We start from the raw sequence: 23,502 nt of genomic DNA on the forward strand, positions 1-23,502 counted from the left end.
ATGAGCCCGTACCCGCACCTGACGAGCCCCCTCGACCTGGGCTTCACGACGCTGCCGAACCGTGTGCTCATGGGATCCATGCACATCGGGCTCGAAGAGGCCGAGAACGGCTTCGCGCGGATGGCCGCGTTCTACGCCGAGCGCGCCCGTGGCGGCGTCGGCCTGATCGTCACCGGCGGCATCGCCCCGAACGAGACCGGCCGCCCCTGGTCCGGCGGCGCCGCGCTGACCACCGAGGCCGAGGCCGAGCAGCACCGGGCGGTGACCGCCGCGGTGCACCGCGAGGGCGGCAAGATCGCGATGCAGATCCTGCACTTCGGCCGGTACGCGTACCACGAGGACCTGGTCGCCCCGAGCGCCATCAAGGCCCCCATCAGCCCCTTTGTGCCGAACGCCCTGAGCGATGCCGAGGTCGAGCAGACCATCGAGGACTTCGTACGGGCCGCCGGGCTGGCGAAGCTGGCCGGCTACGACGGTGTCGAGATCATGGGCTCCGAGGGCTATCTGATCAACGAGTTCATCGCCGCTGCGACCAATCACCGCACCGACCGCTGGGGCGGCTCGTACGAGAACCGGATCCGCTTCCCCGTCGAGATCGTCCGCCGTGTCCGGGAGCGGGTCGGCCCGGACTTCATCCTGATCTACCGGCTGTCGATGCTCGACCTGGTGCCGGGCGGCTCCTCCCTGCCCGAGGTGGTCACGCTCGCCAAGGAGATCGAGGCGGCCGGTGCGACGATCATCAACACCGGCATCGGCTGGCACGAGGCCCGGATCCCCACCATCGCGACCTCGGTGCCGCGCGGCGCCTGGGCCTGGGTGACGAAGCAGGTGATGGGCGCGGTCACCGTCCCGCTGGTGACCACCAACCGCATCAACACACCCGAGAAGGCGGAGGAGTTGCTCGCCGAGGGGTACGCGGACATGGTGTCCATGGCCCGCCCGTTCCTCGCCGACCCGGAGTTCGTCGCCAAGGCCGCGGACGGCCGCGCCGACGCCATCAACACATGCATCGGCTGCAACCAGGCCTGCCTGGACCACACCTTCAGCGGGAAGATCACCTCCTGCCTGGTCAACCCGCGCGCCTGCCACGAGACCGAGCTGGTGCTCGCGCCGACCCGGCGGCGCAAGCGCGTCGGAGTGGTCGGCGCCGGGCCGGCGGGGCTGGCGTGCGCCGTGGCCGCGGCCGAGCGCGGGCACGAGGTGACACTGTTCGACGCGGCGGACCGGATCGGCGGGCAGCTCAACATCGCCCGGAAGGTGCCGGGCAAGGAGGAGTTCAACGAGACGCTGCGCTACTTCCGCAACCGGCTCGACCACTGGAAGATCGACGTCCGGCTGGGCACCGCGGTCACCGCCGAGACGCTGACGGCCTGCGGTTTCGACGAGACGGTGCTCGCGACCGGTGTCACGCCGAGGAGCCCGCAGATCCCGGGGACCGACCATCCCAAGGTCGTGAGCTACCTGGACGTCCTGCGGGACGGGGCGCCGGTCGGCGAGCGGGTCGCGATCATCGGGGCCGGCGGGATCGGGTTCGACGTCGCGGAGTTCCTGACGGATGACGGGGAGGCGGCGAGCCTGGATCCGGAGGCGTTCTTCCGGCAGTGGGGCGTGGACACCGGTTACGGAGCGCCGGGCGGGCTCCAGGCGCCGAGCCGGAAGGCCCCGCCCCGTACCGTCCATCTGCTCCAGCGCAAGCCGACCAAGGTCGGCGCCGGGCTGGGCAAGACCACCGGCTGGATCCACCGGACCGAGCTCCGGCACCGTGGGGTCACCATGGTCGCCGGCGCCGAGTACCACCTGATCGACGACGCCGGGCTGCATGTGACGGTCGACGGCACGCGCGAGGTCATCGAGGTCGACACGGTGGTGCTGTGCGCCGGGCAGGAGCCGCGTCGCGACCTGTACGAGACGCTGCTTGCCGCCGGGCAGGCCGTGCATCTGATCGGTGGTGCGGATGTCGCGGCGGAGCTGGACGCCAAGCGCGCCATCCAGCAGGGCACGGAGCTGGCGGCCACCCTGTGACCCGGCGCCGGGGGGCGCCGGCACGTCGGGTGACCTGCGGCATCGGATGACCTGGCACGTCCGGTGAGTGAGCGGCGTGCCTAGGATTCAGCTATGTCCCTGCCGCACGCGATCCTGACCGCCCTGCTCGAAAAGCCGTCGTCGGGGCTGGAGCTGACCCGCCGGTTCGACCGGTCGATCGGCTACTTCTGGTCCGCCACGCATCAGCAGATCTATCGCGAGCTGGGCAAACTGGAGCAGGCCGGGTTCATCCGCGCGCTGCCCAGCGATCAGCCGGCCCGCGGGCAGAAGAAGGAGTTCGAGGTGCTGCCCGCGGGACGCGCGGAGCTGACGCAGTGGGCGTCGGGCAGGCACGACCCCAAACCGCAACGGGACGCGTTGCTGCTGCGGCTGCGCGCGGCGGCGGTGGTCGGGTGCGAGGGGCTCGATGACGAGCTGCGACGGCATCTCGCCCTGCACCAGCGGCAGTTGGCGGAGTACACCGAGATCGAGCGGCGTGATTTCGCGGCCCCGGCATCGGCCGACGACCGGCTGCGGCGGCTGGTGCTCCGGGCCGGGATCAGCCTGGAGACGTTCTGGGTGGAGTGGCTGGCGGAGGCACTGGCGGAAGTGGCCGAGGTGGGCGCGGCCGAGGTGGCCGAGGTGGCGGAAGGGGCCGATACGGGGGGCCCGGACGCGCCGGGGGACGCCTCCGCCTGAGCGGTGGCACGCGTCGGCCCGGCCCGAGCGCTGGTGCGGCTCAAGTGGCGCTACGGCCTCGGCCGGCCCCGGGGAAGCCCCCGGAGCCGGCCGGTCCGTTTCAACGAACGCTGACGCGCCGTCAGCAGTTGTCGTAGATCAGGGCCCGGACCAGGCGGCAGGTGGTGTCGGACGGGACATGTACCCCTATTTCGGCCGCGGTGGCCCGGATCTTACGGTTGTGCGCCTGCTCGGGGCGGTAGCAGCCGGTGTCCATCAGGGCTATGGCCAGGCGCATGGCCTTCAGCCGGCGGTTGTGGGATTCGTACCGCTCGCGGGGCCATCCGGCGGGCAGTGGCTTCTTGGGCAGCGGGTGGGTCGGGAGAGGTTTCGTCATGAGTGTGGCAGCGGCCATCGGCAACCTCCTGTAGCAACGGTGAACCCTCACTGACTGGTTCCCATTCTACTGGCCACCACTGACAAAAGCCCCTGGCCAGGCGGTATTTGGGGCCCGAAGCAAAGCCTTCCGGCGACCCCGCCCGCCGAGTCGGGTACCGCCCCGTGGCGGCCCGGTTTCAGGAGGCCGCCGCAGCGGCCCGGAGCCGGGTCTTGTCGGGCTTGCCCACGGCGGTGAGGGGGATGTCGTCGAGGATCCGGACCACGGCCGGCGCGTACATCGCCCCCTTGCGGCGGGTGACGAACGCGCGGATCTCGGCGGCGTCGACGCGGTGCCCCGGGGCGGGGACGAGGGCGGCGTGCACCTCCTCGGTCTCGTCCGCCGTACGCACCCCGTAGACGGCGCAGTGCGCGACCGCCGGGTGGGTGTGCAGCAGGTCTTCGACCTCCGCCGGAGGGACATGCCCGCCGACGACGATGATCACGTCCTTGAGCCGGTCGACGAGGTGGAGCCGGCCGTCCGCGTCCAGGAAACCGACGTCGCCGGTGCGCAGCCAGCCGTCGGACAGCACTTCGGCGGTGCGCTCGGGCTGCTTCCAGTAGCCGGTCATCACGCCGGCGGAACGTACATGGATCTCGCCCCGCTCCCCCGGTGGCAGCGTCCGCCCGTCCGGGTCCCGGATGGCGAGCTCCACTCCGGGCAGCGGGCGGCCGACGGAGATCCGGCCGCCGGGGCCGGCCGCGGTGTGGTCGGACGGGCGCGCCTCGGTGATCGACATCGCCTCGGACTGGCCGTACCACCCGTACAGCACCGGGCCGAAGACCTCCATGGCCTGCCGCAGCCGGTCCGGTGCGGCCGGGCAGCCGCCGTAGGTGATGCGGGTGAGGGAGCCGAGATCGGTGCCGGCGAGGTCGGGATGGTCGAGGAGACGGTGGAGGAGCGGCGGCAGCAGCCAGAGGTGGGTGATGCGCTGCCGGGCGATGGCGGCGAGCACGGCGGCGGGGTCGAAGCCGCGGTGCAGGACGACGGTTCCACCGGCCGCGAGCGTGAAGTCGGCGATGATCCCGGCCAGGTGGGCGAGCGGGGTGCAGGCGAGGAAGCGGGGCGGGCCCCCGGCGGCTTCCAGGGTCTGGGTGCGCAGCAGGCGGGCGTACGGGGCGTGCGCCATCCGGATCCCCTTGGGGATACCGGTCGTCCCACCGGTGTGCCGGATGCACCAGTCGTCCTCGGGGCGGGCGGCGTTCGGGACGGGGATGGCCGGGCGGGCGGCGCTGGCGGCCGACAGGTCGGGGCCGAGGGCGGACACCTCGTCGTCCGCTACCGGCCCGAGGGTCAGCACCTCCGGGCGCGGGCCGGGGAGGTGGGCGAGGAGGGCCGTGGCGGTGTCGTGCAGGGCGGGGTCGACGAGGAGCAGGGCGGTCTCCACGCTCTCCGCGACCCGCGCCAGGGTCTCGGGGGCCATGCCGTCGTAGAGGAAGACGACGCGTGCGCCGAGGAGGTTGACGGCATAGCGCGCGGCGAGGACTTCGGGGCGGTTGCCGCTGAGGAGGGAGACGGTGCGGCCGCGGCCGATGCCTCGTTCGGCGAGTTCGGCGGCCATGCGGTGGACGGTGGCGTGCAGGGCCTCGGCGGTGACGGTCTCGCCGTCCGGGGTGATCACGGCGGGGTGGGCCGGATCGCGGGCGAGGGCGGTGAGCAGGGTGTCGACATACAGCGGTTCGGTGTGCGGCGGGTGCGGGTCGGTTCTGCCGTGCGGCTCGGTCATGGCCCTGACGCTAGAGCGGTTCACTCATGCCTTCCACGACCAAAATCGCCATGAAGCCATGGCTGTTGAGGCATGAGTGGGGGACGGGCTGCCCCGCCGCGGTCCGGGCCGCCGGTCCGTGTACGGGGGCGGGCACGGGGCGGGCGGAGAGGAGCGTCACAGGAGGGACAGGGGAACGTCACAGGGAGATTTAACGGGGCATAGAGGGTCGAACAGATGCGCAAACCGGGCATGTCCGACTGAGTAACCTGCGGTTCACATACGGGCAACGGACGAGAAACGGCCGGTTGCGAGAGTGCGGCTGCACGTCCGCACGCGTGCCCGCACCTACCCGTAGTAAGAGGACCCCGTGACCTTCAAGGCCGAGTACATCTGGATCGACGGCACCGAGCCGACCGCCAAGCTCCGCTCCAAGACCAAGATCCTCGCGGACGGCGCCGAGCTGCCCCGATGGGGCTTCGACGGATCCAGCACCAACCAGGCCGAAGGCCACTCCTCGGACCTCGTCCTGGAGCCGGTGTTCAGCTGCCCCGACCCGATCCGTGGCGGCGACCACGTCCTGGTCCTGTGTGAGGTGCTGAACACCGACCTCACCCCGCACGCCTCCAACACCCGTGCGCTGCTGCGCCCGGTGGCGGAGAAGTTCGCCGGCCAGGAGCCGATCTTCGGCATCGAGCAGGAGTACACCTTCCTCAAGGGCGACCGTCCGCTCGGCTTCCCCGAGGGCGGCGGCTACCCGGCCCCGCAGGCCGACTACTACTGCGGTGTGGGCGCCGACGCGATCTTCGGCCGGGAGATCGTCGAGAAGCACCTCGACCTGTGCCTGGCCGCCGGTCTGGGCCTGTCCGGCATCAACGCCGAGGTCATGCCCGGCCAGTGGGAGTTCCAGGTGGGCGCGCTGGCGCCGCTGGAGGTCTCCGACCACATGTGGGTGGCGCGCTGGCTGCTGCACCGTACGGCGGAGGAGTTCGGCGTCAGCGCGTCGCTGGACGCCAAGCCGGCCAAGGGCGACTGGAACGGCGCGGGCGCGCACACCAACTTCTCGACCAGGTCGATGCGCGAGGGCTACGACGCCATCATCACGGCCTGCGAGGCGCTGGGCGAGGGCGACAAGCCGCTGGAGCACGTGCGCCAGTACGGCACCGGCATCGAGGACCGGCTGACCGGCGCGCACGAGACCGCCCCCTGGGACCAGTACTCCTACGGTGCCTCGGACCGCGGCGCCTCGGTGCGTATCCCCTGGCAGGTCGAGGTGGAGAAGAAGGGCTACATCGAGGACCGGCGGCCGAACGCCAACGTCGACCCGTACGTGGTCACCCGGCTGATCGTGGACACCTGCTGCACGGAGCTGGAGCGGCGCGGCCAGGTCTGAGACGGAGACCTTCCGTTGTAGAGCGTGAGTGGGGCCGGGCCGGTGTGGTCCGGCCCCTTCGCGTGCACGGACCACGCCGGCCCGACGCCGATTGTCAGTGGCGGGTGGCACGCTGTGGGCATGCTTCCGATCACCGTCAAGACCGAGACCGGGCCGGTTCTTTCGCGTCCGACCGCAGCCGAGTTGACCGCCCTGCTCCGGCGGATCGGCGCCGACGACGACCATTTCGTGGTCGTCGAGCGGACCCCCGAAGAGGACCACAGGTTCGTGCAGACCTGGCGCGAGGGCACGGGAGCGTTCGCGGTGGAGTACCGCGACGGCGGCCCCGACCGGCACTTCAGCGCGGAGACCGCCGATGCCGGGCAGGTCGTGGAGGTGTTCCTGGCCTGGGCCCGGGGCGCGGATTCCTGGCGTACGGCGCTCGACTGGCAGCCGGCGGATCTGACATCGACCCCGGGTCTGGATCCGGAGACCCGTGCGCGGGCCGAGGAGACAGCCCGTAAGGAAATACGGTCCGGGTTCTGGGACTTCCACAAGGTCGCCCAGGGGGTGAGCGACGCCTTCGATCCGGACGAAACCCCGGTCACCATGGAGGAGGCCCGGCGGATCGTCGCACCGCTGTGGGAGGAGCGGCTCGCCGAGCAGGCGGAGTGGCCCGAGGTGACGGACGCGGACCGGGTGGCCCAGGCGTTCGCCGCCCTCGACGCCCAAGGGCTGACGGCGCGGATGAACTTCACCTGTTGCAGCGGCTGCGGGCTGGCCGAGATCCACGGCGAGCGCGCCGACAGCGACCGGGGCTTCGCCTTCTTCCACTACCAGGACACCGAGGCGGCCGCCGCCGGCCACGGCCTCTCGGTCCGGTACGGCGCCTATGACGGCTCCGACGAGGAGTGGGCCGAGGTCGGACGGACGGTGGTGGCCGCGCTGACCGGCGCGGGCCTGCCGGCGCGGTGGGAGGGCGACCCGAACAAGGTCATCGAGATCACGCCGCTGGACTGGCGCAAGCGACTGCCGACGGGAGCCTGACATGCCGCCGAAGTCCCCCGGGAGCGCCCGCTTCGGCGCCCTTTCACGCCGGATCCCCTGGGTCGCGCCGCTGTATGTCGGCGCCGTGCAGGCGGGTGCCCTCGCCACCGCACGGCTGCCCCGCGCGCGGCGCACGGAGCTGCTGCGCGCGAACTCCACCAACGTCGAGAGTCTGCGGGCCGGCAGATGGCACACGCTGGTCACCAGCGCGGCATTCGTCGAGGAGCCGCTGTCGCTGCCGTACGGCGCCGCACTGCTCGCCGCGCTGGGTACGGCCGAGGTGCGCTGGGGCCCGGGGCGCGCCGCCGGGGTGTTCGCGGCCGGGCACATAGGCGCGAGCCTGCTGGTCTACGCGGGCCTGCGCGGCCGGATGCACAAGAGCGCCTCCCCTGCCCTCAGGGCTGTGCGGGACAGCCCACCGGACGCGACGGCGCGGGCCGTCGACGTCGGGGCCAGCTACGGCTTCTACGCCACGCTCGGCGCGTTGGCCTCGACGGTCCCGCACCGCGGCGCGCGGGCCGCGGCGACGGCCGGGCTGCTGGCGCTGGGCATCCGGCCGGTGCTGCGCCCCGGGCGGACGTTCACCGACGCGGGCCATGTGACGGCGCTCGCACTCGGCGTCGCGATAGGAGCGGGATCGCGCGTGGCGAGGGCGGGACGGGCACGGTGAGGGGCGCCGGGAGGGGTCGCGGCCGGCTGCCGGAACGAGTGACGCGCGCAACTCCGTTCCCCTGGTCAGCGACTGTCTGGTTCAATAGGGGCATGGCCAGCCTCACCGATACCGCGACAGGTCGCAGCGACCTCGAGCCTTTCTGGCCGTCCCGGCAGGCGCACGCATTCGACCGTCTGTGTTGCCGCGCGCACTGAGCGCGGGCCCGCACATGCCTCACCGACGCCGCTGACCGGCGTCTCCAGCCCTGCCCGCGCGCACGACGTCCCCGACCGACGCCCCACTGCGCGAAAGAGCTGACCCTGATGACGAACCTCCGTACGCTCCCTGCCCCTTCCGCGACGGCCACCGCAGTCCCGCCCAAGATTCCGGCCCCGCACCGCCACCGACTGCGTGCCGTATCTCCCGACGAGGTGCCGCCCGTCTCCGAGCTGCTGAACTCCGGCGCGACCTGGCTGCCCGCGCCGGCGCACAGCCTGCCCGCCCTGCCCGGCCAGCCGCCGATGGTCGGCTACCTGGTGCTCGTACCGGCCGAACAGACCGCCGCCGCACAGCCGGCCGCCGAGCCGACGGCGCCCCCGGCGCCGGCGACAACGACAGCAGCAGCGACGGCCGGTGACGAGATTGTGCGGATCGACCCCGAGCGCCGGACCGTCCAGGTCCAGGGCCGGCCGCTGGATCTGACGTACCTCGAATTCGAGCTGCTGGCCCATCTGGTCGGCAACCCGCACCGGGTGCACACCCGCGACCAGCTGGTGACCACGGTGTGGGGGTACGGGCATGTCGGCGACGGCCGTACCGTCGATGTCCATGTGGCCCGGCTGCGCCGCAAGTTGGGCGCCGAGCACCGGGCGTCGATCGTGACGGTGCGGCGGGTCGGCTACAAGTACGTGCCGAGCGCCTGACGAAGGCCGAGGGCGAAGCCGCATCTCGGACAGGCCCTAGTGCTCCGGCCGGGCGGGGACGCGGTCCGCCGCCCGGCCCGGGGCCGCTCCCCCGCCGGAGCCCCCTCGTGCCGGCTCGCCCCGCCGGTGCAGACCGGCCACACCGCCCGCCACCACCAGCCCGATCCCGGAAACCAGCAGCAGCCCCTCGGCCGGGGAGTCGGTGAGGGCCGCACCGCCGAGACCGCCGAGCGCGCAGCTGAACAGCGCCCACAGCCCCGCGCCCACCGCGTCCAGTGCAACGAAGCGGCGCAGCGGGTAGTGGACGCTGCCGGTGGACAGCGCGGAGACCACCCGCCCGCCGGGCACGAAGCGGCCGGCGACGACGAGCAGCGCGGCATGCCGTTCGACCATCGCGCGGGCGCGGGCGTGACGGGCCCGGCCGCGTTCGCCGCGCACCAGCCGGGCGGTGGCGCGCGGGCCCGCGTACCGCCCGACGGCGTACCCGAGGCAGTCGCCGGCCAGCGCCCCGGCCGCCGCGACCCCCACCAGCAGGGCGAGCAGCGGCAGGTCGGGGCCGATGAGCACGGCGACCAGGACGACGGTGCTCTCGCTCGGCATGAACGGCAGCAACGCGTCCAGGGCGGACACCAGCAGGACGATCAGCCACAGCCAGGGCGAGTCCAGCATGCCCAGCAGTGGCTCGATGAGCCGGTCGAGCTGCTCAAACATGCCGGCCGGCCACCGGTTCCCGCACCCGCCGCGGAGCCGGCAGGCCCCGGGCCGGCGCACCGCCGGCGGTCTCGGTCCGGATCCGTCCGCCCAGTACGGCGGTCTCCGCGCGGGCCGCCAGCCACCGCCGGTCGAGCCCGTCGCCGTCCGCGTCCAGCGTGGGATGTGCGGTGACGCGGATGGTCAGCGCGCGGGCGGTGAGCACCCGGCGCAGCGAGGCCGCGAAGGTGTCCTCGCCGCAGAACGCGGCGACCGTACTGGGGAGGCCGTGCTGGGTGTAGCCGATGGTCACCGGGCGGACGGGGGCGCCCGCGTCGATGGCGGCCTGGAAGGTGGCGCGACGGAAGGTGCCCTGGTCGGCGGTGCACCACGTGGTGGCCTGCGGAAAGACCGCCACCGACCGGCCGGAGGCCAGCAGGTCGGTCAATTCCCTTATGGAGTACGGGAGTTGGCGGGGGTTGGTGCGGTCGATGAAGTGCGTGCCGGCGCGGCGGGCCAGGCCGCCGACCACCGGCCAGCCGGCCACCTCGCGCTTGGCGAGCAGGGTCATCGGTTCGATGGCGAGCAGCGCGGGGATGTCGAGCCAGGAGATGTGGTTGACGACGATCAGGGTGCCGGGGCCGCCGGGGGACAGCGGCGCGGCCAGGCTCCGCGCGTCGCCCTCCCTGCGTATGCCGAGCGCCGTGAGCAGCGCGCGGGCGTGCGAGCGCAGCCGTACCGGATCGGCCATCCGCTCGCCGTCCGTCAGGGCGCGGCGCACCGCGTGGGCGAACGCGGCGCAGCGCAGGGCGGTTTCGGTGGCCCGTACCCGCGGCACGGCGTGGCCGGCGCAGTCCGGCGTACAGGCGGACCAGACGTCCCAGGGACCGTTCACCGCTCCCCCAGGAAGAAACGGCGGTAGCGGTCGCCGAGGCGTTCCATGTCCAGGACGACGAAGAAGTCCGCGACGTCGAACTCGGGGTCGTGGGCGGGCGCGCCGCAGATCCAGGCACCGATCCGCAGATAGCCGCGGAGCAGCGGGGGGAGCTGGGCGGCGCTGGCGCGGTCCGGGACGGGGACGGTGGGGCGCCAGGGGTGGTGCGGGGTGACCTGGAGCTCGGGCGGTGCGGCGTAGCGGGTGGTGCCCAGTGCCCAGGCGTGGGCGGCCGCGGTGCCGCCGTCGGCGAGCGGGACGGAGGCGCAGCCGGCGAGGTAGCGGTGGCCGGAGAGCAGGGTGTAGCGGGCGAGGGCGGCCCACATCTGGTTGATGACCGCGCCGCCGCGGTGGTCGGGGTGGACGCAGGAGCGGCCGGCCTCGATGAGGGAGGGGCGCAGCGCGTCCAGGGCGGTGAGGTCGAACTCGCCGTCGGAGTAGAGCCGGGTGCTGCGGCCGGGCGGCAGCAGCCGGTAGGTGCCGACGACGTCGCCGGTCGCGGTGTGGGTGACGACGAGGTGGTCGGCGAGGTCGTCGACGGCGTCGACGTCATGGCCGGCCAGCGGGGAGTGCAGGGTCGCGCCCATCTCCTCGCCGAAGACCTGGTGGCGCAGCCGCTGCGCGGCGCGGATCTGCTCTTCGGTGTCGGCGATCACGGCGGTGTAGCCGGGGGCGGCCGCCGGATCGGTGGTGGGAGGAGCGCTGCGGCTGCCGTGAACGGCGGCGGACGCGGTCGGTGCCATGCTCATGAGAGCCCTCCATGGGGAGTGGGGAGGTGGTACTGGGACACCCCCGGCCGGGGGTGCGGAACCCAATGACCTGGCCTTCTCTACTCGGCAGACTGTTCCCGTGCCCGCCGCCCGTGCGCGTGAAGCGGAGGGGGCGAACGGGTGAGGCTCCGCCGAACACTGCGTTTGGCTTGGGCCGGCTTGGTTGCTCGCCGTTTTCGGCCGCCCGGCCGTGAGGGCTTCTCGCCGTTGCTCCCCCACTGCCTAAAGGGCGTGGGAGGTGCCCCCATGCGGCGGGCTGTTGCCGCTGCGCGGGGCTGTCGGGTGCGGTTCCGGGCCTCAGGACTCCGTCCGGAGGCCCGGCCCCTCCCGTTGAGTGGGGAATCAGAGGGTGCGGGTCGGCGTAATCGATCAGGCGCGCCCAGTGGACCCGACAGCGTGGGAACCGGACACTCAACACGCACCCCCACTCAGTTTCCACCCACCCACGGGAGGGGACTGCCATCAGGACGGAGTCGTGAGGGCAGTCCCCGCACCCGACAAAACCACGCCCGCCGCAGGCGCAACGGCGAACGACCACAACGACGGGACAGCCGAAAACGGACGGAGGCACACCGTGGCCGCAGAGCGTGAGCGCAACCGCAGCAGGCGCGCGCTGTTGGGAACCGCCGGGGCGATCGGTGCCAGGGCCGCGCTGGGCGGGGCCGCCGCGGCCGGGGCGCCCGTCCTGCGGCGCGCGCGGGCGGCGCCGTACGACACCGGGCCCGCGCGGGCGGCGCTCGACCGGCTGCTGCCCCGGCACGCCGACCAGTTCCGCCTGGTGCCGCTCGCCGGGGACGGCACCGGCGACCGTTTCCGGGTCGACGGCGCGCGCGGCCGCATCACGGTGGCCGCCACCACCCCCGCCACTCTGCTCACCGGCGTCCACTGGTATCTCAAGTACACCTGCCGGGCCCATCTGTCCTGGGCCGGCGACCAGCTGGAGCTGCCCGCCCGGCTGCCCGCACCGGCCGCGCCCCTCGAACGCGCCACCGCGCTCCCGCACCGCTTCGCCCTCAACGACACCCACGACGGCTACACCGCCCCGTACGCCGACTGGGCCCGCTGGGAGCGGCTGATCGACGTCCTCGCGCTGCACGGGATGAACGAGGTGCTGGTCACGCCCGGGTCCGAGGCGGTCTATCACCGGCTGCTGACCGACTTCGGCTACTCCGACGCCGAGGCCCGCGCCTGGATCCCGGCGCCCTCGCACCAGCCGTGGTGGCTGCTGCAGAACATGAGCGGCTACGACGGCCCGACCAGCACCGAACTCATCGAGCAGCGGGCCGAGTTGGGGCGCAGGATCACCGAACGGCTGCGTTCCCTGGGCATGCGCCCGGTGCTGCCCGGCTACTTCGGCACCGTCCCCGACGGGTTCGCCGACCGCAACCCCGGAGCCAGGACGGTGCCGCAGGGCAACTGGTCGGGTCTCAAGCGCCCCGACTGGCTCGATCCGCGCACGGCGGTGTTCGCCGATGTCGCCGCCGCGTTCTACCGCCACCAGCGCCGGCTGCTGGGCCCGGCCGGTCTCTTCAAGATGGATCTGCTGCACGAGGGCGGCAAACCGGGCGATGTGCCGGTGCCGGACGCCGCCCGCGCCGTCGAGAAGGCCCTGCGCACCGCCCACCCGGACGCCACCTGGGTGATCCTCGGCTGGCAGCGCAATCCGCGGCGCGACCTCCTGGAGGCCGTCGACCACGACCGGATGCTGATCGTGGACGGGCTCAGCGACCTGGACACCGTCACCGACCGGGAGAAGGACTGGGGCGGGGTGCCCTACGCCTTCGGCAGCATCCCCAACTTCGGCGGCCGCACCACCATCGGCGCCAAGACGCATATGTGGGCCGGGCGCTTCGCCACCTGGCGCGACAAACCGGGCAGCAGGCTCGCCGGGACCGCGTATATGCCGGAGGCCGCCGAACGCGACCCGGCCGCCTTCGAGCTGTTCAGCGAACTGGCCTGGCGGGACCGGCCGGTGAACCGCACCACATGGTTCGAGCGCTATGCCGACGCCCGGTACGGCGCCCGCGACGAGGGCGCCCGCGCCGCCTTCGACGCGCTGCGCACCAGCGCGTACGAGATCAGCAGCGAGGACGGCCGGCCGCACGACTCGCTGTTCGCCGCCCGCCCCAGCCTGACCGCCCGCTCCGGCACCACCTACGCCACCCAGACCCCGGCCTTCGACCCGGCCGCCTTCGACACCGCCTTCGCCGCGCTGCTCACCGTCCGCCCGGCGCTGCGCGGCAGCGACGCCTACCGCCACGACCTGACGGACGCCGCCCGGCAGTCCCTCGCCAACCGGTCCTGGCAGCTGCTCCCCCAGCTCTACGACGCGTACCGGCGGCAGGACCTGGCGACGTTCCGCGCGCTGTCCGGGCTGTGGCTGCGGCTGATGCGGCTGAGCGACGAGGTCACCGGTACGCACCGGCGGTTTCTGCTCGGGCCGTGGCTGGCGGACGCCAGGGCGGGGGCGTCCGGCGCCGAGGAGGAGGCGCGGCTGGAGCACAGCGCCCGCGCACTGATCACCACCTGGGCGGACCGGTCCACCGCCGACGGCGGCTCGCTCGCCAACTACGCCAACCGCGACTGGCACGGCCTGATCGGCGATGTCCATCTCCCGCAGTGGCAGGCGTACTTGGACGAGCTGACGGACGCACTGGCGGCGGGCAGGGCGCCCAAGCCGTTCGACTGGTTCGCCCTGGAGGAGCCCTGGACACGGGCGCGCAACGACTATCCGCTGCGCCCGACGGCCGATCCGTACCGCACCGCGCAACGGGTCCACGACACCCTCGCCAAGGCCCCCTACCAGGGCACCGTCAAGGTCACCGCGGTGCCGTCGGCGATGCCGCCGGGCGGCCGCGCCGAGGTGACCGCGGCGCTGCGCAACGTCAACGGGCTGCGTGCCACAGGGCGCGTCGACTTCGCGCTGGGCGGCGTCGACGCGACCGCCAACGGGCCGGTGTCGCTGCCGTCCCTGCCGCCCGGTGGCACCGGCGAGGCCCGGTGGCGGGTCCAGGCCCCCGGCGCCCCGCCGACGTCACCGCTGCGGCCGCTGCCGTACGACCTCACGGTCGAGTACGGCCCGAAGGGCGAGCCGCGGGTCCGCACGGTCCGGCACGGCACCCTGTACCTCGCCGGTCCGCTCGACCCGGGCCTGAAGACAGCCACCAACAACGCCGCGGTTTTCGGCCAGTTGGCCGACCGCTTCGCGATCAACGGCGCGGGCCGGGACCTGTGGCGGACCACCGCCGAGTTCGGCACCGTCTACCGCCCGGACGCGCTCGCCCCGGGCGGATCGATGACGGTCGGGGTGAAGCGGCTGGACCCGACCGGCCCCTGGGCCCGCGCCGGCCTGATCGTCCGCAACCGGCTCGCGGCCCCCGCGCCCGACTCGCCGGACGCGCTGGGCTTCGTCAACCTCTCGGTGACGCCCGGCAACGGGGTCGTGCTGTCCTACGACTCCGACGGCGACGGCGCCCTGGACACCTACCGCCGGCTCACCGGCATCACCGCACCGGTCCTGCTCCGGCTGACCCGCGGCCAGGACAGCACCCGGTCCGGCGGCACCGGGTCCGCCACGTACACCGGCGCCTGCTCCACCGACGGCGGCGGCACCTGGCGCGACATCGCCACCGTCACCGTCCCCGGCGCCACCGCCCGACAGGACGCCGGGCTGCACCACTCGGCGGCCAACTCCGGTACGGGGAACGCCGGTGAGCGGGGCACGGCCGAGTTCGACCGCTGGAAGGTCACCTGAGCCGCGGCGTACGCTGACCGGGAACGGATCACGAGCGAGGGGATCACGGTATGAGTGCCGCAGCTGACAAGGAGTGGCTCTACGCCCTCGACATCTCCGGCGCCACCTGGAAGCGGGCGCCCGGCAAGGCCGAGGAGGCGGTGGAGATCGCCTTCCTGGAGCGCGGCGCGGTGGCGATGCGCAACTCCAAGGACCCTGAGGTGGTGCTGCGCTACACGGAGGCGGAGTGGGACGCCTTCGTCAAGGGCGCGCGGGACGGCGAGTTCGACCTGCAGGGGCAGACGCCCTGACGGCCTGATCGGTCACCCGTGGCGTACTTGTGTGCTGCGGGTGACCATCACAGTATTCACTCGTTTCACCGAACGTGGAGCAGCAGCAGGCGACAACCCCGCGTCCGGACCGCACCTTTGTTGACGGCGCCGTCGGCGCCGGCAGCCCCGATGAGGGCGACGGCATCGACGTCGACCAGGCCGAGGCGGCGCTGGTCGAGCACTATCCCCGGCTGGTTCGACTGGCCTATCTCGTCCTTCCGCCCGGCATGGGCCGCAACCGGCGGGTGCTGACCGCACACGCGGTGACACAGCGGTCGCTGCCGCGCCAGCGCACCGCCACCCGCGATCTCGGTCTGCCCGACCGGCGCCGCGGCGCGGACGCGTCCACCGATCCCGCCTATGCCTTCCTGCGGCTGCGGGTCCTGCGGGCCGCGCTGGCCGCGGGGCGGCCGCGGCGGCTGCCCGCACTGCCGCCGCCGCTGCCCCAGGTGTGGGGGCTGCGGCTGTTCCCCCGGTCCGGCGGTGCCGATGAACTCGCCCTGGACCAGGCGCTGTCGGCGCTGTCGGGGCCGGGTCGTGCGGCCTACGTGCTGCGCGATCTGGAGCGGCTGACGGCGCAGGAGGCACGGCGGGTGCTGGAGGCCGCCGGGGTGGAGGGCGCCCGGGAGGCGCTGGACGAGGCGGGCCGGGCGGCGGCGCCGGCCGGCAGCCGGGACCGGTCGCTGCTGGAGTCGGCGGAGTTCGACCCGTGCGCGTTGCAGGCCCGGCCGACGGATCTGATCCGGCGGCGGCAGCACGTACGGGCGGCGCTGGCGGCGACCGCGGCGGCGCTGGTGTGCGGGACGATGCTGGCGCTGCCGGACGGCGGCTGGGGCCCGGACGGCGCGGCCGCACCGCCGTACGCGAAGAACCAGGCGGCCGAAGCGGCCCTGGATCCTGGCAAGTTGACGTTGACGCCGGCGAGCGCCTGGAAGCGCGCGGCCCGCGCGGACTTCGCGGCCTGGCCGGCGCGCGGCGACCGGGTCGGTGACAAGGCGCTGCTGCGCCGGGCACTGGCGGTGTGGGCCCGGCCGGGGGCGAAGGTGGCCGTCACGGCGACCCCCGGCACCGCGACCGGACCCGCGGCGGGACCGCCGCAGCTGCTGTTCGCGGGCGTCGTCGACCACTCCGTGGTGGTGCTGTTCCACGACGGTCTGCGGGTGGTGCGGTACGCGGAGTCCGCGGACGGCGAGGGCCAGGAGGACGGCTCCGGCGCGGCGCTGGACTTCGCGCGTACGGACGGGGCGTCGGAGGCGTCGGCGGGTGCGCTGGTGGTGGGCCGTACGACGGGCAACGTCCGGTATCTGACGGCTCCCTGGGTGAAGTCGGCGCGGCTGGTCGATCTGCTGAAGCCCGCGGCCGCGGGGCAGGAGCTGCACATCGGCGCGAACGGTGTGACCTCCCCCGTGCCGTCGCCGCGCCCCGAGCGGAAGTGCACGGCGTGGCCGGCGCTGCGGCTGGGCGGCGAGTTGCTGACCGATCTCGGCGAGCTGGCTCCGGCGCGGCTGGCGTACGGCGCGCCGCGCGAGGGGAGCCAGGGGGGCGAGGTGGACGGCCCGCAGGGCAGGGCGGCGTGGGCGCGGGCGGCCTGCCAGCTGCCGGCGGTGCGCGGGCAGGGCGTGCGGGAGGTGAACTCCTGGGAGTTCGCGGACCAGCCGCTGCCCGGGGGCGCGGGCAGCGCGGAGTGGGTGTGTACCCGCGCCGAGACCTGGCGCGGGTCCGGCAGCCGGACGATGGCGTTGTTCCAGGCGCCGCCGCCGGCCGGGCAGCCGTACGCGCCGGGGGCGGTGGCGGCGCGTGCCGAGGGCGGTGCGGCCTGCGGGCCGCGTGCGCCGGAGGCGCTGGCCGGGGTGCTGTGGAAGGCCTCGGACGGGCAGTGGTGGCTGCTGGCTGCGGGCAGCGAGCAGATCACCTCGATCAGGGCGACCGGCGGGGTGCGCGGCGAGGCGTCGGGTCGGCTGCTGGCGGTCCGGGCGGCCGCGGGTGACCGGGCGGAGCTGGTGGGACGGCTGGCGGACGGCGGCAGGGTGGAGGCGCTGCGGTAGGAGCTGCGGCAGGCTCTTTTGGCCTCCCGCCCCCGCCTCCCCGGATTCCTCACCCGATTTCCTTGCACGAGGGGTATCGGCATTCCTTACCCGTCAGTACATTGACGCCATGTCTAACACGGCCTCGTTGCGGCCCCAGCCGGTCGCGTCCGAACACATACCGCTGAAGGCCCGCAACGTCGACTTCGACTGGGCCGACACCCCGCTGCACTGGATCCCCGGCGACCCGTCCACCACCCACACGATCAATGTGCTGCACCTGCTGCTGCCGGCCGGCGAGCGCTGGTTCGTGCACGTCTACAAGCAGGTGCTGCCGCATATCCGCGATGCCCGGTTGCGCGAGGACGTGATCGGGTTCATCGGCCAGGAGGCGATGCACTCCAAGGCGCACGACGACGTCCTGCCGCACCTCAAGGAGCAGGGCCTCGACCCGACGCCGTACACCGCGCAGGTCGACTGGTTCTTCGAGAAGCTGCTCGGCGACCGGACGCTGCCGCCCGGCCGGGCCCGTAAGTGGTGGCTGTTGGAGCGGGTCGCGACGATCGCCGCGATCGAGCACTACACCGCGTTCCTGGGCGACTGGGTGCTGAACGCCGAGGTACTGGACGCCAAGGGCGCCGACCCGACGATGCTCGATCTGCTGCGCTGGCACGGCGCGGAGGAGGTCGAGCACCGCTCGGTGGCCTTCGACCTCTTCATGCACCTGGACGGCGGCTACCGGCGGCGGGCACGCACCTGGGCGGTCGCCTTCACCGCCCTGGTCTTCCTCTGGCAGCGCGGCGTCCGGTTCTTCATGACGCACGACCCGTCGCTGGTCGACGGGAAAGCCAGCTTCCGGGAGTTCTTCCGCGCCGGACGGCAGGGGGTGCTGCCGACCACCGGAGCCATGGCCCGCTCGATCCCGCAGTACCTCAGCCGTACCTACCACCCCTCCCAGCACGGCAGCACCGAGCAGGCCGTCGCCTATCTCGCCGGATCCCCCGCCGCGACCGCGGCCGAGGCCCGTACGGCCGGAGGTGCCTGAGATGCCCCGTATGCGTACCTTCCTCGTGGTCGCCGGTGCCGCCCTGCTCGCCCGGCGGGCGCTGCGCAGCCGGGTCGCGGCCTCCCCGCTGTGGCCGATGCCCGCACTGGAGAACCCCACCTCGGGGCGCGGCCGCAAGGGCTCTCAGGCGCGGCAACTGACGGTCACGGAGCGCACGGAGGAGGCCGAGGGCGTGGTGCGGCTGCGCCTGGAGGGCACGGAACTCCCGTCCTGGGAACCGGGCGCGCATATCGACCTGGTGCTGCCGTCGGGGACGGTACGCCAGTACTCGCTGTGCGGGGAGCCGGCGACGCCCGGCTCGTACACCATCGCGACCCGGCTGATCGAGGACGGCAGGGGCGGCTCGCGCGAGGTGCACGAGCAGCTGCACGAGGGGACCGTGGTCGAGGTCCGCGGCCCGCGCAACCGCTTCCCCCTCGGGGACAGCCACGCCTATGTCTTCATCGCGGGCGGTATCGGCATCACCCCGATCCTGCCGATGCTGCGGCAGGCCGAGCGGGAGGGGGTGCCATGGCGGCTGCTGTACGGCGGCAGGTCGCGGGCCTCCATGCCGTTCCTGGCGGAGATCGAGAAGCTGGCGGGGGCCGGCACGGACCGGGTCACGGTGGTCGCCGAGGACGAGGACGGCCGGCCCGACCTCGCCGCGGTACTCGCCGGGGCGCCCCCGTATGCCGCCGTCTACTGCTGCGGGCCCGAACCGCTGATGGACGCGGTGGCCGCGCTGCTGCCCGACGGACCGGACGCACCGACCCTGCACACGGAGCGGTTCGCGCCGGCCGCGCCGGCGCCGGCCGGCGGCAGTGCGCCGTTCGAGGTGGAACTGCGGCGCACCGGCCGTACGGTCAGCGTGCCGTCGGACACCAGCGTGCTGCGGGCGATCCGTGACCAGGCGCTGCCGGACCTGCCGTACTCCTGTGAACAGGGCTTCTGCGGAACCTGCCAACAGCGGGTGCTGGCCGGTGAGGTGGACCACCGCGACGACCTGCTGACGGACGCCGAGCGCGACGACTCGCTGCTGATCTGCGTCTCACGGGCGCGCGGCGACCGGCTCGTCCTCGACCTGTGACCCCGTCCGCCCGTTCTGCCCGTCGGCCGTAATTTCTTCGGTTCCGTGGGGCGCCCCAGGTCGTTAGGGTGGTGCGCATGACGACCGGGGCGCGCCGCAGGATGGGCGTCGAGGAACGACGCGAGCAACTCATCGCCGTCGCACTCGACCTCTTCAGCCACCGTTCCCCCGAGGATGTGTCGATAGACGAGATAGCCGAGGCGGCCGGGATCTCCCGGCCGCTGGTCTACCACTACTTCCCGGGCAAGCAGCAGCTCTACGAGGCCGCACTGCGACGCGCCGCCGAGGAGCTCACCACCCGCTTCGTCGAACCGCACGAGGGCCCGCTGGGCGCCCGGCTGCTGCGCGTCATGGAGCGGTTCTTCGACTTCGTGGACGAACACGGCCCCGGCTTCTCCGCGCTGATGCGGGGCGGCCCGGCGGTGGGCTCCGCTGGCCGCACCGGCGCGATGATCGACGACGTGCGCCAGGCCGCCTACGAGCAGATCCTCGCGCATCTCGACGTCCCGCGGCCCGCCGCGCGGCTGGAGTTGGTGGTCCGCTCGTGGATCTCCCTGGCCGAGACGACGGCGTTGCTCTGGCTGGACGGGCGGGGGGTCCCCCGCGCCGAGGCGGTTCTGCGCGCCGAGCGGGTTCCGCGCGCGGAGTTGGAACGGCAGCTCGTCCACGACTTCGTGGCGCTGGCCGCGGTGAGCGCGGCGTACGACGAGGAAATGGCGGCGGTGGTCCGCCGGATGCTGGCGGACGAACCCGAGGACGGAATGTTCGCGGATCTCGTGGGCCGGTTGATGGCGCTTCCCCCGGTGCGGGCGTAGCCGGATCCGCTGCGCTCTGCCCGGTGGACGGGCCTCCTGTAGGACAATTCCCGCCATGAACGTGATCACCTTCCGGCTCGCCGACGACGCACACGATCTGCCCGCCCTGGTCGCCCTGTACGACGGTGCGGCGCGCTGGATGGAGGCGTCCGGCATCGATCAGTGGAAGCCCGGCGGAAAGGGTGCGGAGCACTTCCGGCGGCGGATGAAGGAGGGCGAGGTCTGGCTGGCGGAGGCCGGCGGGCGCATAGCGGGGGCCTTCGAGCTGTGGTGGGAGGACGAGCCCGCGTGGGGGCCGCAGCCGCCGGAGGCGGGGTATGTGCACCGGCTGATGGTGGACCGGGCCCATGCGCCGGCCGGGACCGGGCGGGCGATGCTGGCGCACGCCGAGCGGCGGATCGCGGAGGTCGGCAGGGCCTGGTCCCGGCTGGACTGCATCGCGGCCAATCCCCGGTTGCGTACGTACTACGAGGGTGCCGGATACACCGTCGTCGGGGAGCGGTCCGACAAGAAGGACGGTGGCGGCAGTCCGTACGCCGTCACCCTCCTGGAGAAGCGGCTGGCCGGGTAGCCCGTGGGAGCGCGGCCGCGCACGCCCCCACGGGCCGGTGTCAGTACCGCTCGAAGACCGCGACCGTGCGTGCCGGGACGGTGAACGTGCCCGACTCCCGGGCGTACGAGGCGGTCGCGGTGACCGGGTCCGCGCCGTGGGCCTGGATCGGGTGCAGGGTGAAGCGCTCGCCGGCCACGGTGCCGACGGTCTGGTGCTGTTGGTGCGGCGTCGCGTTGAAGACCACGACCAGGCGGCCCAGGCGCATGGTGATCACGCCGGGGGTCTCGTCCGGGCCGGACAGCGGGAAGGACAGTGCGCGCTGCACCTCGGCCGTGGTGGCCAGGCCGAAGTCCGGTTCGGTGGCGCGGATGCGGGTGAGGTCCCGGTACGCGGCGGAGGCGCGGGTGGTCTCGGTGCAGCCGGGGCGCAGTGCCGGGTCGGCGAGCAGCGGGCGGGCGTAGGGCCACTTGTCCTTGTTGTCGGCGGCCGGCGGCAGGCCGCGGCCGAAGCCGTTGCCGTCCGCGCAGTCCCAGTGCAGCGCGTTGAACCAGTCGCCGCTGTTGAAGGAGTTGCGGTCCAGGGACTTGGAGCGCAGCAGGTCGGTGCCGGACTGGGAGAGCGCGGGGCCCTGGGTGAGGGTGGCGGTCGCCAGCGCCAGCACCTGCATACGGGCGCGGTCGGGGGCGCTGGTGCGCTGCGGCAGCTTGAAGGCCAGTGCGTCGTAGAGGGTTTCGTTGTCGTGCGCGTCGGCGTACGAGAGCGCTTCGCCGGGGGCGGCGGCGTATCCGGCGGGCGCACCGTTGTAGTCGACCTGGGAGCCCTTGACGGTGCGGCCGCTGGTGTCGGTGAAGGTGTAGTCGGCGAGGCCGCCGCTCAGGCCGACCTTGATGAGGTCCTGGTAGTGGAGAAGACGGGACCGCTGCGCAGCGGAACTTCCGTTGTCCGGTGAGGAGTTGGGGTCGGTGTAGAGGCCGGAGGCGAAGCCCTGGACGCGGGGGTCGGGGTCGAAGGGGCCGCCGCCGCGGATCGCGTCGCGCGAGCGGTCGTCGAAGGTGGCGATGCCGGTGCCGGCCATGTTCTTCTGGGTGGCCTGGGGGAAACGCGCGTCGTTCGCGACCTCGCCGAAGTTCCAGCCCTCGCCGTAGAGGACGATCGACTTGCCGTCGACGCCGTCCTTTTCCGGGGTGAGGGCGTCCAGGGCCTTGCGCACGGCGAGGATGTTGGCCTTCGGGTGGTGGCCCATGAGGTCGAAGCGGAAGCCGTCGACCTTGTAGTCGCGGGCCCAGGTGACCAGGGAGTCGACGACGAGTTTGCCCATCATGGTGTGTTCGGGCGCGGTGTTGGCGCAGCAGGTCGAGGTGGCGATGCCGCCGTCGTCCAGGAGCCGCTGGTAGTAGCCGGGGACGATGCGGTCGAGGACGGACCGCGGGTCCTGGCCGCCGGCGACGGTGTGGTTGTAGACGACGTCCATGACGGTGCGCAGGCCGGTGCGGTTGAGGCCCTGCACCATGCGGCGGAACTCGACGGTGCGGGCGGGGCCGTCCGGGTCGGAGGCGTAGGAGCCCTCGGGGACGGTGTAGTGGAGCGGGTCGTAGCCCCAGTTGAAGCCGTCCTTCGCGGCGGTCTTGGCCAGGCACTCCTGCTGCCGCTCGGAGTCGGCAGGGTACGAGGCGAGGTCGCAGTCCGGTTCCGCCTGCTGGTCCCGGCGCTCGGGGACGGTGCCGAGGTCGAAGGCCGGCAGCAGATGGACGTACGAGGTGCCGCTGCGGGCCAGCGAGGCCAGGTGTTTCATGCCCGCCGAGCCGCGTTCGGTGAAGGCCAGGTACTGCCCGGGGTGCTGGGCGGTGCGGTCGGCGATCGAGAAGTCGCGGAGGTGCAGTTCCTGGATGCGGGCGTCGCGGAGAGGCACCGGGGCGGGCTTGCGGAGCCGGTCCCAGCCCTTCGGGGCGAGCTTCGGGTCGGCGAGGTCGACGAGCAGGCTGCGTCCTGAGTTCGCGGTCAGCGCGGTGGAGTAGGGGTCGGTGACCTTGTTGGTGACGGTCTTGCGGATGCTGGGCGCCCATACGGTCACCAGGTACCGGTACGGCTTTCCGGCCCAGTCGCGGGTGCCGCGGACGCGCCACACCCCGCTGGCGTCGTCCCGCCGCATGGCGACCCTGCGGCCGTCGAGTTCCAGCGCGACGGTGCGGGCGGTGGGCGCCCAGACGGAGAGCGTGGGGAGGCCGTTGTGGAAGACCGGTCCGAGGGATGCCTTGCGGGCGGCCGGGGCGTAGAGATCGTCGAGTACGCCGGGTATCTGCACTCCGGTCGTGGCGCGGTGGCCGTCCGCCGCGCGCTGGGTGGCGAGCAGTGGCTCCCGTAGGGCCGTGCGGGCCAGGTCCCGGTCGCGCGGGTCGACGGTGAAGGCCGGGAAGTCCTTGAGGTGCGGATAGGCGGCCTGCTCGGACGGGCTGAGGGAGCCGGGCGCGAGGCGGATGCGGCCGCCTCCCGTTCCGAACTCCAGCTGGGCGGGGGCGTGTTCGGCGCCCTTCCAGACGACGGTGTCGCGGTCGATCCACTGCGCCGCGGCCTTGGCCGGTCCCGGCGGGGCCGCCTGGGCCCGCTGCTGTGGCGGGACGAGCAGGCCGGCCGCGCCCGCGATCAGGGCGAGTGCGGCGGCCGCGCGTCTGCGCGTCCGGTGTGCG

General features: G+C 73.3%; 18 protein-coding genes and 1 pseudogene. 13 read left to right on the forward strand and 6 right to left on the reverse strand.

Going from position 1 to position 23,502, the window contains the following annotated elements:
• The gene (locus FCH28_RS08795; protein WP_136739215.1) at window positions 1–2,022 is read left to right on the forward strand and encodes an NADPH-dependent 2,4-dienoyl-CoA reductase; all 2,022 of its coding nucleotides are present in this window, start codon (window positions 1–3) and stop codon (window positions 2,020–2,022) included.
• 93 nt (window positions 2,023–2,115) lie between these two features.
• Complete coding sequence (locus tag FCH28_RS08800; RefSeq protein ID WP_136739216.1) at window positions 2,116–2,721, forward strand: PadR family transcriptional regulator; 606 nt, start codon at window positions 2,116–2,118, stop codon at window positions 2,719–2,721.
• A 121-nt stretch (window positions 2,722–2,842) separates the two neighbouring features.
• Here the strand turns inward: FCH28_RS08800 and FCH28_RS08805 are convergent, their stop codons facing one another.
• Entirely contained in the window at window positions 2,843–3,115 is a 273-nt protein-coding gene (locus FCH28_RS08805) for a hypothetical protein (protein ID WP_136739217.1), read from the reverse strand.
• Window positions 3,116–3,275: 160 nt separating this feature from the next.
• Window positions 3,276–4,862, reverse strand: a complete 1,587-nt coding sequence (locus FCH28_RS08810; RefSeq protein WP_136739218.1) for an AMP-binding protein — start codon at window positions 4,860–4,862, stop codon at window positions 3,276–3,278.
• A 349-nt stretch (window positions 4,863–5,211) separates the two neighbouring features.
• Here FCH28_RS08810 and glnII point away from each other — a divergent pair, with 349 nt between their 5' ends.
• From glnII to FCH28_RS08830, 4 genes are all read left to right on the forward strand, one after another.
• The gene (gene glnII / locus FCH28_RS08815; protein WP_136739219.1) at window positions 5,212–6,234 is read left to right on the forward strand and encodes a glutamine synthetase; all 1,023 of its coding nucleotides are present in this window, start codon (window positions 5,212–5,214) and stop codon (window positions 6,232–6,234) included.
• Between the two features lie 120 nt (window positions 6,235–6,354).
• Complete coding sequence (locus tag FCH28_RS08820) at window positions 6,355–7,260, forward strand: DUF6891 domain-containing protein (RefSeq protein WP_136739220.1); 906 nt, start codon at window positions 6,355–6,357, stop codon at window positions 7,258–7,260.
• Window position 7,261: 1 nt separating this feature from the next.
• A complete protein-coding gene (locus FCH28_RS08825; RefSeq protein WP_187363793.1) occupies window positions 7,262–7,930 on the forward strand; it encodes a rhomboid-like protein in 669 nt (222 codons plus the stop codon).
• A gap of 305 nt (window positions 7,931–8,235) precedes the next feature.
• A complete protein-coding gene (locus FCH28_RS08830) occupies window positions 8,236–8,835 on the forward strand; it encodes a winged helix-turn-helix domain-containing protein (RefSeq protein WP_136739221.1) in 600 nt (199 codons plus the stop codon).
• Window positions 8,836–8,871: 36 nt separating this feature from the next.
• Here FCH28_RS08830 and FCH28_RS08835 read toward each other — a convergent pair whose 3' ends face one another.
• From FCH28_RS08835 to FCH28_RS08845, 3 genes are read right to left on the reverse strand one after another with little or no spacing between them, the layout of a single operon-like run.
• Window positions 8,872–9,546, reverse strand: coding sequence for a DedA family protein (locus FCH28_RS08835; RefSeq protein ID WP_136739222.1), 675 nt, complete (start codon window positions 9,544–9,546; stop codon window positions 8,872–8,874).
• Window positions 9,539–10,420 carry a lysophospholipid acyltransferase family protein gene (locus FCH28_RS08840; RefSeq protein WP_187363794.1) on the reverse strand — a complete coding sequence of 294 codons (882 nt, stop codon included), beginning with the start codon at window positions 10,418–10,420 and terminating at the stop codon, window positions 9,539–9,541. Before FCH28_RS08840 ends, FCH28_RS08835 begins: the two co-directional genes overlap by 8 nt.
• A complete protein-coding gene (locus FCH28_RS08845; protein WP_136739223.1) occupies window positions 10,417–11,208 on the reverse strand; it encodes a GNAT family N-acetyltransferase in 792 nt (263 codons plus the stop codon). Before FCH28_RS08845 ends, FCH28_RS08840 begins: the two co-directional genes overlap by 4 nt.
• A 595-nt stretch (window positions 11,209–11,803) precedes the next feature.
• Between FCH28_RS08845 and FCH28_RS08850 the strand changes: the two genes are divergently transcribed.
• From FCH28_RS08850 to FCH28_RS08880, 7 genes are all read left to right on the forward strand, one after another.
• On the forward strand, window positions 11,804–14,983 hold the full coding sequence (locus tag FCH28_RS08850) for an alpha-N-acetylglucosaminidase (protein ID WP_169314106.1): 3,180 nt from the start codon (window positions 11,804–11,806) through the stop codon (window positions 14,981–14,983).
• A gap of 50 nt (window positions 14,984–15,033) precedes the next feature.
• Entirely contained in the window at window positions 15,034–15,273 is a 240-nt protein-coding gene (locus FCH28_RS08855) for a DUF397 domain-containing protein (protein WP_136739224.1), read from the forward strand.
• Between the two features lie 74 nt (window positions 15,274–15,347).
• Entirely contained in the window at window positions 15,348–17,339 is a 1,992-nt protein-coding gene (locus FCH28_RS08860) for a hypothetical protein (protein ID WP_136739225.1), read from the forward strand.
• 109 nt (window positions 17,340–17,448) lie between these two features.
• Complete coding sequence (locus FCH28_RS08865) at window positions 17,449–18,363, forward strand: metal-dependent hydrolase (RefSeq protein WP_136739226.1); 915 nt, start codon at window positions 17,449–17,451, stop codon at window positions 18,361–18,363.
• A 1-nt stretch (window position 18,364) separates the two neighbouring features.
• Entirely contained in the window at window positions 18,365–19,450 is a 1,086-nt protein-coding gene (locus FCH28_RS08870) for a PDR/VanB family oxidoreductase (protein WP_136739227.1), read from the forward strand.
• A 77-nt stretch (window positions 19,451–19,527) separates the two neighbouring features.
• A complete protein-coding gene (locus FCH28_RS08875; RefSeq protein WP_136739228.1) occupies window positions 19,528–20,265 on the forward strand; it encodes a TetR/AcrR family transcriptional regulator in 738 nt (245 codons plus the stop codon).
• 55 nt (window positions 20,266–20,320) lie between these two features.
• The gene (locus FCH28_RS08880; RefSeq protein ID WP_136739229.1) at window positions 20,321–20,836 is read left to right on the forward strand and encodes a GNAT family N-acetyltransferase; all 516 of its coding nucleotides are present in this window, start codon (window positions 20,321–20,323) and stop codon (window positions 20,834–20,836) included.
• A gap of 40 nt (window positions 20,837–20,876) precedes the next feature.
• Here the strand turns inward: FCH28_RS08880 and pulA are convergent.
• Window positions 20,877–23,462 (reverse strand): annotated as a pseudogene (gene pulA, locus FCH28_RS08885) (pullulanase-type alpha-1,6-glucosidase); the annotation flags it as partial.
• Window positions 23,463–23,502 lie beyond the last annotated feature (40 nt).

It is taken from the genome of Streptomyces piniterrae, assembly GCF_005048155.1.
Taxonomy (GTDB): domain Bacteria; phylum Actinomycetota; class Actinomycetes; order Streptomycetales; family Streptomycetaceae; genus Streptomyces; species Streptomyces piniterrae.

What these genes read in the sequence shown, in the direction of transcription:
- FCH28_RS08795 (WP_136739215.1), top strand. Translation starts at nt 1, where the DNA reads ATGAGCCCGTACCCGCACCTGACGAGCCCCCTCGACCTGGGCTTCACG.
- FCH28_RS08800 (WP_136739216.1), top strand. Translation starts at nt 2,116, where the DNA reads ATGTCCCTGCCGCACGCGATCCTGACCGCCCTGCTCGAAAAGCCGTCG.
- FCH28_RS08805 (WP_136739217.1), bottom strand. Translation starts at nt 3,115, where the DNA reads ATGGCCGCTGCCACACTCATGACGAAACCTCTCCCGACCCACCCGCTG.
- FCH28_RS08810 (WP_136739218.1), bottom strand. Translation starts at nt 4,862, where the DNA reads ATGACCGAGCCGCACGGCAGAACCGACCCGCACCCGCCGCACACCGAA.
- FCH28_RS08820 (WP_136739220.1), top strand. Translation starts at nt 6,355, where the DNA reads ATGCTTCCGATCACCGTCAAGACCGAGACCGGGCCGGTTCTTTCGCGT.
- FCH28_RS08825 (WP_187363793.1), top strand. Translation starts at nt 7,262, where the DNA reads ATGCCGCCGAAGTCCCCCGGGAGCGCCCGCTTCGGCGCCCTTTCACGC.
- FCH28_RS08830 (WP_136739221.1), top strand. Translation starts at nt 8,236, where the DNA reads ATGACGAACCTCCGTACGCTCCCTGCCCCTTCCGCGACGGCCACCGCA.
- FCH28_RS08835 (WP_136739222.1), bottom strand. Translation starts at nt 9,546, where the DNA reads ATGTTTGAGCAGCTCGACCGGCTCATCGAGCCACTGCTGGGCATGCTG.
- FCH28_RS08845 (WP_136739223.1), bottom strand. Translation starts at nt 11,208, where the DNA reads ATGAGCATGGCACCGACCGCGTCCGCCGCCGTTCACGGCAGCCGCAGC.
- FCH28_RS08855 (WP_136739224.1), top strand. Translation starts at nt 15,034, where the DNA reads ATGAGTGCCGCAGCTGACAAGGAGTGGCTCTACGCCCTCGACATCTCC.
- FCH28_RS08865 (WP_136739226.1), top strand. Translation starts at nt 17,449, where the DNA reads ATGTCTAACACGGCCTCGTTGCGGCCCCAGCCGGTCGCGTCCGAACAC.
- FCH28_RS08870 (WP_136739227.1), top strand. Translation starts at nt 18,365, where the DNA reads ATGCCCCGTATGCGTACCTTCCTCGTGGTCGCCGGTGCCGCCCTGCTC.
- FCH28_RS08875 (WP_136739228.1), top strand. Translation starts at nt 19,528, where the DNA reads ATGACGACCGGGGCGCGCCGCAGGATGGGCGTCGAGGAACGACGCGAG.
- FCH28_RS08880 (WP_136739229.1), top strand. Translation starts at nt 20,321, where the DNA reads ATGAACGTGATCACCTTCCGGCTCGCCGACGACGCACACGATCTGCCC.